Annotated in this window: 11 protein-coding genes; 2 read left to right on the plus strand and 9 right to left on the minus strand. The window is 44.3% G+C overall.

Annotated elements, in window-relative coordinates; genetic code table 11:
• Window positions 1-17 precede the first annotated feature (17 nt).
• Entirely contained in the window at window positions 18-512 is a 495-nt protein-coding gene (locus BN1691_RS03905; protein ID WP_053083698.1) for an amidase domain-containing protein, read from the minus strand.
• A 118-nt stretch (window positions 513-630) separates the two neighbouring features.
• Window positions 631-1,521 (minus strand): hypothetical protein, encoded by an 891-nt coding sequence (locus BN1691_RS03910; protein ID WP_048600909.1) that lies wholly within the window; start codon window positions 1,519-1,521, stop codon window positions 631-633.
• Window positions 1,522-1,694: 173 nt separating this feature from the next.
• On the opposite strand from BN1691_RS03910, the gene BN1691_RS03915 reads away from it, so the two are divergent.
• Window positions 1,695-2,639 carry an L-lactate dehydrogenase gene (locus BN1691_RS03915; protein ID WP_048600910.1) on the plus strand — a complete coding sequence of 315 codons (945 nt, stop codon included), beginning with the start codon at window positions 1,695-1,697 and terminating at the stop codon, window positions 2,637-2,639.
• A gap of 99 nt (window positions 2,640-2,738) precedes the next feature.
• Entirely contained in the window at window positions 2,739-4,064 is a 1,326-nt protein-coding gene (locus BN1691_RS03920; RefSeq protein WP_048600911.1) for a radical SAM protein, read from the plus strand.
• Between the two features lie 92 nt (window positions 4,065-4,156).
• Here BN1691_RS03920 and BN1691_RS03925 read toward each other — a convergent pair whose 3' ends face one another.
• The 7 genes from BN1691_RS03925 to BN1691_RS03955 all read right to left on the minus strand — a co-directional run bounded on the left by BN1691_RS03925 (window position 4,157) and on the right by BN1691_RS03955 (window position 13,058).
• Window positions 4,157-5,023 (minus strand): dimethyl sulfoxide reductase anchor subunit family protein, encoded by an 867-nt coding sequence (locus BN1691_RS03925; RefSeq protein ID WP_048600912.1) that lies wholly within the window; start codon window positions 5,021-5,023, stop codon window positions 4,157-4,159.
• A gap of 20 nt (window positions 5,024-5,043) precedes the next feature.
• A complete protein-coding gene (locus tag BN1691_RS03930; protein ID WP_048600913.1) occupies window positions 5,044-5,589 on the minus strand; it encodes a DMSO/selenate family reductase complex B subunit in 546 nt (181 codons plus the stop codon).
• Between the two features lie 14 nt (window positions 5,590-5,603).
• Window positions 5,604-8,192, minus strand: coding sequence for a molybdopterin-dependent oxidoreductase (locus tag BN1691_RS03935; RefSeq protein WP_048600914.1), 2,589 nt, complete (start codon window positions 8,190-8,192; stop codon window positions 5,604-5,606).
• An 18-nt stretch (window positions 8,193-8,210) separates the two neighbouring features.
• On the minus strand, window positions 8,211-8,921 hold the full coding sequence (locus BN1691_RS03940) for a TorD/DmsD family molecular chaperone (RefSeq protein WP_048600915.1): 711 nt from the start codon (window positions 8,919-8,921) through the stop codon (window positions 8,211-8,213).
• A 255-nt stretch (window positions 8,922-9,176) separates the two neighbouring features.
• Window positions 9,177-9,740 (minus strand): 4Fe-4S dicluster domain-containing protein, encoded by a 564-nt coding sequence (locus tag BN1691_RS03945; RefSeq protein WP_048600916.1) that lies wholly within the window; start codon window positions 9,738-9,740, stop codon window positions 9,177-9,179.
• The gene (locus BN1691_RS03950) at window positions 9,737-11,794 is read right to left on the minus strand and encodes a molybdopterin-dependent oxidoreductase (RefSeq protein WP_048600917.1); all 2,058 of its coding nucleotides are present in this window, start codon (window positions 11,792-11,794) and stop codon (window positions 9,737-9,739) included. The genes BN1691_RS03945 and BN1691_RS03950 overlap by 4 nt, the downstream gene beginning before the upstream one ends.
• A gap of 28 nt (window positions 11,795-11,822) precedes the next feature.
• Window positions 11,823-13,058 (minus strand): PucR family transcriptional regulator, encoded by a 1,236-nt coding sequence (locus tag BN1691_RS03955; RefSeq protein ID WP_048600918.1) that lies wholly within the window; start codon window positions 13,056-13,058, stop codon window positions 11,823-11,825.
• Between the last annotated feature and the right edge of the window lie 112 nt (window positions 13,059-13,170).

Below are 13,170 nucleotides of genomic sequence, written 5' to 3' on the forward strand. Positions count from 1 at the left end.
CCTTCATACTGAGATGGTCACTTTACTTCAATGTGAAAAAATGCATATTGTATACGATCCGTATATGCTGATGAATCCCGTAATGGCCAGGGGTGAAGCCTACGATTATAGGTGTGCATATTCATGAGTGGTTCCCCATTCCGATCCTTGGCTACAACAAGAGCTGTATGCTGCCAGCGCCCATCGCCATCAAAGTCATAGCAGATTACATCCCCAGGCGAAAGGAATCTCGCTTCAGGAAGACGGGTTCCAGTTAAACCACGTTGGGAATTCTGTAGATACAATGTGAAGCTATGAGCAACAGACCAACTATAGCTCCAATTGGGGGGGGATGAAAAATTGTACCACCAGCCTTGATTCCTTTGCCCCTGCCCTCTCATCGGCGCACCTCCAGCCCATAAGCATTGTGAAATAAAATTGGTGCAGTCATCAAGAAATAATTCAAATTGTGGATTATGTCGATTCCACCAACGCTCAGCATATTGAATTGCTCCTTGTCGGTTATAGGACATCATCGAGCCCCCTTTCCCAATCTTGTTTCACCATATGCAACAATCACCATTTCATTGCAAGAAAAAAGTAGCCATATGGCTACTTTTAAAGTGAGAATGATTGGTAAGGTTTTGGAGATTAATAATAATTAAGCTTAATGTTACTGACTCCCATACTTAGCTTAATGGTGAATCGTGTCGTCGCATTAGGATACTCACGATTTTCATAGTATGATCCGTCTTTAATGAATCCTTGATCAACAAAGTTATTATCAGATAGTCCGCTATCGTTATCGATTCTTACACCTGCACCTCGAGGTAGATAGATGTCTAGATCAGAGACCCCTGCATCTACAGAGACCTTCGTCTCCAGTCCAAAATTCCCTAATCGGATTAATAGATCACTGGCACCAGACTTTACCACAATGCTACGAACAGGTACATCTGCGAATTCCAGGTCGACGTCAGATGCGCCCGTATCCACTTCCACGTCCCAAATTAAATGAGGAGAAAGCTGGATATCCTGCTGGTTTTTCAGCTTATTTTGAAACCAATTGGTGATAGAGAAGCTTTGCTGCTTCCAATCCACCCTAATCCGATTCTTCTGCTCTTCCAGCGTTGCAGTAACAGGTATGCCGCCATATGTCCCTGTCAGCCATTGGGGCGGTGTTAGTTTTCCTGATCTTACTGTAAGATCGACGGCTCCACTGTCAATACGGAGTGCCCCTTCCGTGATCTCTGTATGTGCTGTCTGGAATTGATAGGAGCCATCCTCATACTTAATAACAGGCTGTTGCAGTGTGATAATAAGAATCACTCCACTATAGATGAGAATGACTGGTATTGGCCACCAATCAGGTAGGCGTCCAACGGCGCCTTTGAGAACCAGCGCCACACCAAAAATAATGATTAAGATGGGTAGCCATTTAAAAAAATGATATAGGTAATCCCAGCTACCTCCTCCTAAGTTCCCAACCAGCAGAACAATGCCCAATATTAATATGATTGTACCTATGACACGCCTTGTCATCTCTTTCTCTTCCTTTCGGTTTCTTCAACATGATATTACATGCCTGATGTCACAAAAATGAAAAGGTTTCCAATAATGCATACGATTGAAATCGGGTATGATTATATTGATTCGACTATCTTCTTATAGATCCTGCATTTTTTTCAGAATGATTCTTGTTAGGAGGATTCCCGATGAAGCAATCATCTAAAATCGTCTTAATTGGCTGTGGAGCAGTAGGATCAACATTTGCCTACACACTGCTTGTTAAGGGACTCGTGAATGAGCTCGTGATTATCGATGCCAATCATGATAAGGCTGTAGGTGATGTGTTAGATCTAAATCATGGACTCTTATTAGCACAGCCCATGAAGATTACCGCGGGGGATTATTCAGACTGCCGCGGTGCTGACATCATCGTCATCTCTGCAGGAAGTGCCCAACGTCCAGGGGAAACACGAATTGATTTACTAAAGCGCAATGTGGCCATCTTTCGCCAAATCATTGACCAAATCACTCAATATAACCGTGATGCTATTCTCCTCATCGCTACCAATCCAGTAGATATTCTCACCTATGTGACCTATCGACTCTCTGGATTCCCAGAATCTCGGGTTATTGGCTCTGGTACACTGCTGGACAGCTCACGCTTCCGCTATCTAGTAGCAGAGCAATTACAGATCGATCCTCGGAATGTCCATGGCTTAGTCATTGGAGAACATGGTGATTCTGAAGTGGCTGTCTGGAGCTCCGTGAATCTTCCGGGCCTTTCACTCCATGCTTTCGAGGACGATCCTCGGTGGGCAATCTCTACTGCTGAACGTAAACGAATTGAGGATGAGACTAGAAATGCAGCCTACCATATTATCGAGAAGAAAGGTGCTACATACTACGCCATTGCCCTTGCATTAGTGAAAATTTGTGAAGCGATCCTAAAGGATCAGCACTCCATTATTCCTGTCTCAGCTTACCTCCATGATTATCATGGTGTCTCTGACCTTTATCTTGGCGTTCCGGCCATTGTCGGTCTTCATGGAATTGAAGAAGTGGTTCCCATGAATCTGCTTCCTGAAGAAAAGGCACAATTTCTCCAATCTGCAGAAAAACTTCATTCCCTTATTGAACAATTAGGGATATAGCTTGCATCTTTACAATTTCGACATTAATCTACTTGTAGAAGAACCTGTTGCTCCTTCATCCCCCCCATTTAATCTTGTCTATGAAAGGAGCAGCTGACCATGTTAACTAAGCTCGATACAAAATCTATTTCAACTCTGACAAATCCTCAATTTCGGCGATATGCTGAGATCTATCAGGGTATCTATGCCCAATTTTGCCAACAGGTAGAAGCGATTGGGCTACCGATGGCTCCTTATATCGAGGCAGATGAAACATTAAAGTGTAAAAAACACCTTGAACAGCAAGGCGCTCTTCTCCGAAATGGGATGAAGAGTATTTATCTCAATCGAATTTCACCTGCATGTCAAGCCTGTAAGAAGGGTGTAGGAAGCTTTACGACCTTCATCTCATTAGCTTGTCACCGAAACTGTTATTTCTGCTTCAATCCCAATCAAGAAGATTATGAGTATCATCGTAAGCATAAACAGGATGTGACTGCCCAGCTCGCACAATTGCTTGATGAAGGAGTACAAATCTCCCACCTCGCATTAACTGGTGGCGAGCCGCTTTTGCATCCCCATGATGTCATCAAATTCTTTCAATATGCTCATGACCATATACCTGTGACACATACCCGTCTTTATACCTCAGGTGATCAATTGAATGAGGAATTATTGAAGGAGCTACAAGATGCTCATCTTCAAGAAATTCGCTTTAGCATTAAGATGGAGGACCCTACTTCCAAACGCAATGATACCTTGGATCGGATCACCCTTGCACAACAGTATATTCCAACTGTCATGGTAGAAATGCCTGTCATCCCCCAATATATTGAGGAGATGAAGGAACTTCTTCTCAAGCTCGATGCACTACAGATCTTTGGCATCAATTTATTAGAGCTCTGTTTTCCCTTTCATAATGTACCCGTCTTTAAAGAGAAGGGTTTTCAGGTAAAGAATCCACCCTGTGAGATTCTATATAACTATTGGTATGCTGGCGGTCTTCCTGTTGCAGGAAGTGAAGAAGCTGCTCTCTCCTTAATTCAATTTGCGATGGATCGTTCCTTACAATTGGGGATTCATTACTGTTCCTTTGAGAACAAACTGACTGGACAGGTCTATCAACAAAATGCTCTATCACCTTACGAAGAACGATATACATTGTCTGATCGTGATTTTTTCCTGAAGTCTGCGAAGGTATTTGGAAGCGATGTTCCCCTCGTGTTATCTCGTTTAAAAGAGCATGGGCATGTCGACTATATTCAGAATGATGAATGGGATTATCTTGAGTTTTCCATTCGCTATATTCCTCTGCTTCAGGATCTTGATGTGGAGATTGGCATCTCCTCTTATATTAAAGAGATGCGTCCTGAAGGACCCTGCTTACGTGAACTAAGTATTGACCTTACTCATCCAGCTTCCTTCAATTTGGAAGAGGATATATAAGGACATATGGCTTTTATATCGTTCTAACAGCAAAAGCGGTTCCCCAATAGGGAACCGCTTTTGGTTGATCATATCTATTGTAAAAAGGGGGGTTAACCAATCATGATGGAAATGCCAGAGGCATAGAACACATAACGACCAATAAACTCACCGACAATAACGCAGAGAAATGCTACATATAAAAGAGACTGAGCCTTGATCGGATTCTTCTTGACAAGGGTGTAGATACATAGGATGCTACCAACCACCGTTAAGATCCAATGTAGGAACATTTGGAAGCTATAGCTATCCGATAGTAGCTGTAAGGAAGCTACTGCTGTTGTGCCTCCCTGGGAGAGGCTGGTTAAATAGATGGGGAGGTAGACTAATTGAATCAAGATAGCAATCAGTGAAATATAGCTCATTTTCTTGAGCAATACATGCACTTGTTGATCTGCATTTTCCTTCATTGCTCTAGTTACAAGCGCAATGGCTGCTAATGGTCCAAAAGTGAATGTAACACCATAATAGCAGATGAAGGTATTCAGATTGGACCATGCTGGTTTAACCGCTGCAGCATAAATGCTGGACATACTGTAGACGGCAATCAGTCCAACGATAGCTGTAATCAGCCCAATCATATGTCCCCCTTGACCTTTTTTATATAAGTACCAGCTCACCACTGTGAGGGCAAAGAAAAGACCAGCAAAGAGAATTTCACGGCTCAACCAAGAGGAGCCTAGATTACTAATGGCACGAAATGCAATACCAGGAGAGCCTAAGTGGAAGATGGACAAAATTAAAGCGATGCCCATCACCGGCCATACCAGTAGAAATCCTTGATTCGTAAGTTGTGCTGCTAACGCTTTATTACCATGTTTATCTAGAAGATATCGAATGAGAAACAAGATGATAAAGGTGCCTACCGCTAATTGTGTAAATAGGGTAAACATCATCAACGGCCATTCTTCTCGGAACATTTTTCTCCCTCCTCTGTTTCCTATCGACGTTCTTTCATCCGAATCGTGATGGATGGATGTGTCATGCTAGAATCAGGCAGGTACTCAATATCTGCTTTTTCACCATACTTCTTCCGTAGTTCATCAATATCACCAAATTCGATGGCACGCATTACACAGGAGGCGACACAAGCTGGCTCTTCACCTTTTTCCAGTAAGTCTGCACATCCTGTACATTTTGCTACCTTCCCTGTCTCTTCAATATATTGCGGAGCACCATAAGGACAAGACCATACACACATCCGGCAACCGATACATTTTGAATCATCATGGAGAACCAAGCCGTCTTCCGTCCGTTTATACATGGCGCCAGTTGGACAGTTTTTCACGCATTTTGGATCCTTACAATGATTACAGCTAATCGAGATGTGTTCGATGTAAGGGTGAGGATACCTGCCGCCTTCAAAATCATAGACACGGCGGAATAGTACGCCCACTTCTAGGTCATTCTTATCCTTACAGGCGATCTGGCAAGCCTTACAACCGATACAATTTTCCCAGTTATAATAAAAGCCCATTTGTCCCATTACGTCTCACTCCTTTATTCAAAAATGATCCGTTGTGGCCTTTTTACGTCTTCTTCCAACGGCTTGCCAGTCCATTTTTCTACCTGTGCAATACACGAATTGTAACCATTCACACCTTGCCCTGTTGGGCAGGCACCTACAATGTAGTTATCTGCACCAGCGTGATCAATGCCTGTTTTTTCATCCACATTCACCCAGGCTCCATGGGGGAGACCGACAATACCTGGCATTAAGCGTTCTGTTACCGTTGCAATACGCAGGGTCTTACCATGGGGGCTGGTGATTAACACCGTATCGCCACTCTTGATTCCCCGTTCCTTAGCATCTTTAGCGCTCAAGAAGACTGGATTGGGCCATGCTTCACGTAACCAAGTCACATTATCAAAGATCGAGTGAGAGCGACGAAGATAGTGAGGGTTGTATACTTGTAAAGGATATTCTCCCTTCACCTTGTTTTCCCAATCCGAGAATGTCGCTTGATAGCCTTCGATTGCAGGTGTATAGGTTGGAATAGGCTTAATCGTCCCCCAGCCATAGCCTTCTACAATATCTGCAAGGTTTTTGGAGTAGATCTCCATTTTACCTGTGGCGGTTGTACTCAATGGATTGGCTTCAGGGTCTTTACGGAAGGCTTCTTGAGCAATGTAGCCATAATGATCCCCAGGCTTCCGTGGAACTTGATACACCCCTGCTTCTTGGAACTCCTTCAAGGTAATACGACCTTTTTGTGGTTTACCTTCCACGCCCCATTCCTGAATATCTTGAGGGGTAATGGTTATCAATGGCTCATAGTCCGTCCCTGCTTCATTGATGACGGTGGTGGTAGCCAGTTTATTAAAGAGCTGTTGTTTTTCTGAGATGCCACCATACATTTTATCTGGATCAATACCCAGTCTTTTGCCTAGTTCAGAAACAATGACCCAGTCTGGCTTCGATTCGTAGAGTGGTTCCGTCACTTTGGTATAGAAGAAGACCGCTTCACGGTTCCCGTGGAGGAGGCCACCTTCACGTTCCCACTCCGTGGTAACTGGTAAAACTAGATCAGAATACTTGGCATTGGTGGTTAAGAACTGTGCATGGCTTACAACAAACTCCACTTTGCGATGAGCTTCAATACCCTTGGCCATGCCTTCAGTGGTTTGGAGGATTGCATTGTATCCGTGATAAATCATTTGGATATTAATGTCACGAATATCATCTTTACCTGCGGTGTACTTCCCATCAAGGATTGCACTCCAAAGTTCACCATCATTGATGCTATCATCCACTGGATTAGGTGCTATTGGTGGTAATCCTCCACCGCCACGCTTCACGAGGCGATAGCCACCATTCCCTGTGGCATAGTGGGAACTGACACCAGTCATCCGACCTGGTTGTCCCATATGACCTGTCATCGCACCGAGCGTCATGAACATTTGTGGGAGTGAATCACCATTTTGGATCCGAGCACAAGACCACCCTGTGAGTAGAGCAACACGATTGGTTGCACCCACCTCAACAGCCAATGAACGAATGCGGGCAGGATCAATCCCGCAGATCTCGGAAGCCCACTCTGGCGTCTTCGGGATCCCATCATAAGTTCCTAACACATAATCCTTGAAGTTATCTTTCTGATCAGCACCCTCTGGCATATGATCTTGATCAAACCCAATGGTACAACGATTGAGGAAGTCCCAATCGATTAGAGGATTGAGAGCTGGATCATCCTCTTTAATGAGGGTATAGGCCATTCCTAATAGCATGGCATGGTCAGTACCTGGGCGGATGGGAATCCATTCTGCTTCTAATAATTCGGCTGTATCGGTATAGGCAGGATCAATACAGATAAATCGTGCTCCCGCCTTCTTTGCCTGTAAGAAATTATACGAAGGGCTACCGCCTGAGGACCATGCTGGATTCACACCCCACATCACAACCAACTGCGAGTTACGAAGGTCTAGTCGGTCATTGGTACTATGGTCATCAAAACCATCTTGTAGTCCTACCGTAGGACCTGTTAGTAGCCAACTCCCCCAAGAAATAGTGTTCCAGTGATCGACAAACCCTCCGTAGAGATTAAGGGCACGATTTGCTTCGCCACCTGTTACAAGGATGGAACGATTACCATACTGTTCTTTAATCCGCTTGATTTCACTGGCTAAAATGTCTAGCGCCTCATCCCAAGAAATTCGTACCCATTCATCATGTCCACGTAATTCCTTATTGCCACCACCAGGTTCCCAATGCTTCCGTTTCATGGGGTACTTTAAGCGGTCTGCAGCAAACACTTGCTTCCGCTGTGCACGTCCCCGGACACAGGCACGTTGCTGTGGAAAATCAGGGGAGTCTGGATGGGTATCATCGGTTTTTTGACGAATGACAACACCATCCATCACATACGCTTTGTTCAAGCAACGTCCACCACAATTATGCCAGCATGCAGCAGTGACCCATTTCCCTTCCTCTGCTTTTGACGTTGCTTCTTCAGCTAGGATCTGATCCACTTTTGTTAAGCCACCAGGCAATGTAGCCACTGTAGCTGTACCTGCTGCTGCAGCTGTTACGCCTAAAAACTTACGCCGACTTAATTGATACTCCTTCGCCTTATCAATCAAATTTGCCATTGTTGTGTCACCTCCAAATTAATTGGATCTCCGTTCTGTAGCTGCTAGTAGTTGTTGGAGTGCTTCTGTATCAAGAATGAGAAAACCATGAAGTAGTAAGGCAATTCCTTGGTAAAACTGTGTTTCTGCATTCTTGTACATCTTTTCACAAAAATGGGGGACCCATTTCAAGAGATGTTCATGAATAAAGCTCTGCAGATCATGTAAGAGTCTGACCAGTTTCTGTTGATCCCCAGCTTCGTTAGCTTGCCATGCTAGCACTGATAGCTGATACATGAAATCTAGCTCTAGACCGAGATGATCATCTGCTTCATGGCCATAATGTTCAGGCAAAAGTTCGTATCGCAGATATGCTTGACGTACATCCAGCATCTCCTTCTGAAATAACAAACCCTCTTGACTCATATAAGCAGACTCCCATGGTGGTGCTGGAAGACGGTAAGGTCCTACAAACATTCTGGTGTAGTCCCAATGCAGATGCTCAAATGTTGCCTCCTTTAAGAGGTCATGCTCCTGCATAAAGCTCCTTACCTTCGTGATTCCTTCGGCAATCATGGCATTCTCTGCTTGAAACGGAAAAGTTGCCATCGAATCTTCCTTGACCAGCGATTGAAGTAATTCACGTGTAGGCTCCTGAATAAAGAGCTGACGCAGTAGATGATAAGCATCGATTCGTGTTTCTAGTAAGGGGACATAACTTTGGGACCCTACTTGGACTGTTTGTTGCATCTGATCAACTCCTTTCCTCTTCGGTTCAACAGAAAACCTCGACTACTATCTGGGTTCGCATTCTCACCCCTGTGTTAAAAGAACCTGTTAGCTTAATGATTGAAATCACTTACAACTCCCCCCCATGGAAGTTGTCACCTACATTTTCTACTAGTTCAAGCATTCTGCCTTTATGCATTGATACCAATTTCACATACTTAGATTTGTGCATGAGCACAAATGAGCACCAGATCGTAGAGGATCTGGTGCTCGATTTCACTTCTTTGACTCATCATCTGAGTGTATCTTTAACAAGAATTTCTTTCGCTGCTGAGCTGGGTAAAAACGAATGGATGGGCGAGTAAGACGGATATCCGGCATTCCTTCAATCCTATCAACTGTATCGTCAGTTTGCTCATCATTCAGATCGATTAACTGAAGGGAACCAGTAGTGCATGCTTCTATGCACACAGGCAGTTCTCCCTGATCGATACGTTCTACACATAAATTGCACTTGGTTACACGATTTTTCACTGGATCATATTGCGGTGCATGGTATGGACAAGCCGAGACACAGAGCATACACCCATTACATAGATCAGAATTAATCAACACGATTCCATCATATCGTTTCACAAATGCTCGCTGTGGACAGACACGAAAGCATTCAGGATTCTCACAGTGATTACAGGAGAGGGAGAGAAATGACCCATTCGCTAAGGGTGTAACCCGACGCCAACGAACCTCTGATGATGTCTGATTTTTATTATGACAAGCTAACTCACAGGCACGACATCCGATACATGCGTCCTCATTAAATAGATATCCCCATTGCTTCATACGGAGCTTCCTTCCTTAACCTTCTTCATCTCTACGAATAGGTCATAAAAATCACTACTATAATCGAAGCGATTCCGTTGTCGCTCCTTACGTTTCCCTTCTCTCGATAATAACTGATTAATAGGATCCGCCCCTCCTTGTACAGTGACCAGAATGTCCTCAGGCAACATGGAATCAAGATGAACCACCCGCTGAACCATGCCAAGCTGATTGTATAGATTCACGAAATCCCCTTCCTGTAGACCTCTCCTTGCAGCTGTTTCCGGATGCATACGTACACGTTCATCATTCTCTTCTCGATGAAGCCATGGAAGGCGTTCATATTGGGAATGGCATTGGAGCAGGGATTGCGGCGTGAGAACTTGAAAGGGATACTCATGATCCCTGTAAGCTGGAAGATAGATCGGTAGAGCAGGTCTTCCCTTTCCTTTTGCACGTTCAGAGAATAAAGCAAAAGGGGGTATCCCCTGCTCCATCAATCTCTTCTCATAGAGATCTTCCCGAAGATGTTGTGGTCCCTCTCGTAGCTCCTCCCATGAAGAGATTCCAAACAATTGGCAGATCTCTGGTGAAATGAGCTGATCCAACCAGTCTTTTGCCGTTAGATGAGACGGAAAATTAGAGAATCCTGGTGAAAGCTGATTCAGATACTGTGTCAATTCACATGTGATCTGTAGATCACTTTTGGCCTGAGCATAAGGTGGAATAGCAGGCTCATTTAGTCCGATCCAGTGATGCCAATACCCTACATTGCAGTCATACTCTTCGAAGTGTGTTGTTGCTGGCAAGACGATGTCTGAACGTTCAGCGGTCTGACTCATATAGAGATCCACCGTCACCACTAGCTCTAGCTGCTCCCATAATCGAGCCAATTCATTTAGGTGCTGACCTTGTGACCATGGATTACGCAAGGCGATCCAGAGGAATTTCAGCGGTGGTTGCTGTAATGCCAACGCTTCTTTGGCGAAATGATTGATATCCAGGTAACGCATATTCTCCTTATCATCTAGGTTGGGAGTTGGATGATTCTTCAGTGGATTGGGAAACCAATCAATGATCGCTGCATAATAGTAGAATTTACTCGCTTTTGGATGGAGTAGTTGGGCCAAGGAGTGGATGGCACGAACATTCTGTCCTCCATTGGCATGACGTTGGAGACCGAATCCCACCCAGGTAGAGCATGGATGGCAATGAGCATAAAGATGAGCTAATTCTTTGATACCCTCAACAGGAACGCCTGTGATCTCCTCCGTCATCTCCATACTCACTACTTCATCTAGGTAACGTGCCAGTGGATGCCAGCCATCGATGGATGCTAACCATTCTTCATCGAGGCTTCCTTGCTTCCAGAGAATTTTCAAAATCATCAAGGCAAGAAGCCCATCGGTACCCGGTCGAATTTGTAAATAGAGATCTGCTTTGGCGGCTGTGGCTGTGTAGAGAGGATCAATTACCACAAGATAAGCACCACGGCTACGAGCCTCATAGACATATTTCATCTGCTGTACATTGGTATGGGCTGGATTACCACCCCAAATTACGATTAACTGATCAACTGCCATGAGCTCAGGATCTGGTGAATCAGCACGTCCTACCTGATCAATGAGCGCATTTCTCCCCGTTGCCAGGCAAACATTACCCTGTAGTTTCGTATGTGCCCCCATACTATTAAAAAGAGCTGGAATTGCGCCTTGGTGTAACTGACCTAGGTTACCGCAAAACATATCATAGCCCAACGCCTGGTTACTCCCATAGCGTTGAGACAGTTCAAGGATCTTCTGGGCGATCCGTTCATACGCTTCTTCCCAGGAAATGGGCTCCCAGTTCCCTGATCCCCGTGGGGTTTGTAAGAGTGGCGTCTTTAAACGTTGTTCATTATAAACATATTGAGTGAAAGCAAATCCCTTGGCACATAGATGTCCCTGCGAGAAGCCGTGCTTCGGATCTCCCTCCACCTTGACTAAACGACCACCTTGAACATAGGAGAGAATGCCACAGGTACCATAGCAGTTACGTGGACAGACATTACGCTTGATATGATCCAATTGTGTCATGGTGTAAACACCTTCTTCCTAGGCCCTTCTATAACCGTTTAACACTCTGAATACGAAATGCGGTGACCAGATTTAGCTGTGTCTCAACCTCGGATAGTCTTACATCTAAGATTTCTTCAATCCGATTCAGGCGATAGCGTAAGGTATTACGATGTAAGAAGAGCTGATTGGCTGTCTCTGTCATATCTCCATCATTGTTTAAATAGATCCGTAAGGTATTTACAAACTCCGTATCATGTTCTTGATCATATGTGATCAGTTCACCTAGTGTTTCGTCATAGAATTCCTTTAGCTCCTGAAGATCATGATTATAAATGATCCGTGAGAAGCCTAATTCAATAAAATAGGCAAGCTGATTAGGGAGATTCATGATTTCGCAGAACTCTCGGGCCACCTTTGCTTCCTGAAAGCTTCGAAATAACTCCGCTGGTCGGTCATAATCCCGACCAATGCCAAACCAAATGGCCCGATTTGTTGCAATAAAAGGAGTCATTCGCTTCTGAATCGCCTGTATGAGTGTAGAAACTTTCTCTTTCTTCTCACGCATTTTTTTCCCTTGAATGGCCACAATGGCAATCACTGTGCCTCTTCTCTTCATTAGAATGGGAGAAACTCCAAAGTCAAGCAGGGCAATCTCAACCATATTGTACAGTTGAGCTACGAGTTGATTATCACGGGCTACATTTTGATAATGATCCACTTCCATAACCATCACCGCATGGGGAGAAGCCAGAGCCCATCCCCACAGCTTCCCTCGAGCAATAATCTCTTCATTGCTTTTTAAATTGCTATATAGTAAATCAAAGAGAAATGCTTCCTTGTATTGACGCTCCACTTGCTTCAGTTCATCCTGACGCTTATATTCTAGACCACAAAGTAAGGCTGCACTTTGACCTAGTGTAATAATTCCTTGGACAGGTTCATCAATTGCTTCGCCCATCTGCTCTACAGAGATAAGGAGTGACCCAACGCATTGATTATGAGCTGCGATCTCAAAGCGGTGAGCTCTAAAGTGAACCGATTCACAATCCACATCCCATTGAAGTGGATTAAGCTCATCGGGAGAAATTGTAACCGCATGTCCCTGTAAAGGCACTGTTGGGAAGACTGCTGATGCAAGAGCATGGTTCGTCAAATCAGTAATCATAATGGAACGCTGTGTATAGCCACTAAGGAAGTCAGCAATCCCTTGTAGACCCTTACCTGCTAAGAGTTGGACAATCAACTGCTCACAGCTACTTGGATGTATTTCTCCATTGATCATGACTATCGTCCTTCCCCATATTATTAGATGCTTTCACCTATCCCTATCATCATAGCACGCTCTACGTCAAAATATTGTATAAGAATCGTGATACTCTTGTAATCTCAGTACC

It is taken from the genome of Rubeoparvulum massiliense (assembly GCF_001049895.1).
In the GTDB taxonomy this organism is placed as follows: Bacteria; Bacillota; Bacilli; order Rubeoparvulales; family Rubeoparvulaceae; genus Rubeoparvulum; species Rubeoparvulum massiliense.

Excerpts from the sequence above, each read along its gene's own strand:
- BN1691_RS03905 (WP_053083698.1), bottom strand. The coding sequence starts at position 512 with ATGTCCTATAACCGACAAGGAGCAATTCAATATGCTGAGCGTTGGTGG.
- BN1691_RS03910 (WP_048600909.1), bottom strand. The coding sequence starts at position 1,521 with ATGACAAGGCGTGTCATAGGTACAATCATATTAATATTGGGCATTGTT.
- BN1691_RS03915 (WP_048600910.1), top strand. The coding sequence starts at position 1,695 with ATGAAGCAATCATCTAAAATCGTCTTAATTGGCTGTGGAGCAGTAGGA.
- BN1691_RS03920 (WP_048600911.1), top strand. The coding sequence starts at position 2,739 with ATGTTAACTAAGCTCGATACAAAATCTATTTCAACTCTGACAAATCCT.
- BN1691_RS03925 (WP_048600912.1), bottom strand. The coding sequence starts at position 5,023 with ATGTTCCGAGAAGAATGGCCGTTGATGATGTTTACCCTATTTACACAA.
- BN1691_RS03930 (WP_048600913.1), bottom strand. The coding sequence starts at position 5,589 with ATGGGACAAATGGGCTTTTATTATAACTGGGAAAATTGTATCGGTTGT.
- BN1691_RS03935 (WP_048600914.1), bottom strand. The coding sequence starts at position 8,192 with ATGGCAAATTTGATTGATAAGGCGAAGGAGTATCAATTAAGTCGGCGT.
- BN1691_RS03940 (WP_048600915.1), bottom strand. The coding sequence starts at position 8,921 with ATGCAACAAACAGTCCAAGTAGGGTCCCAAAGTTATGTCCCCTTACTA.
- BN1691_RS03945 (WP_048600916.1), bottom strand. The coding sequence starts at position 9,740 with ATGAAGCAATGGGGATATCTATTTAATGAGGACGCATGTATCGGATGT.
- BN1691_RS03950 (WP_048600917.1), bottom strand. The coding sequence starts at position 11,794 with ATGACACAATTGGATCATATCAAGCGTAATGTCTGTCCACGTAACTGC.
- BN1691_RS03955 (WP_048600918.1), bottom strand. The coding sequence starts at position 13,058 with ATGATCAATGGAGAAATACATCCAAGTAGCTGTGAGCAGTTGATTGTC.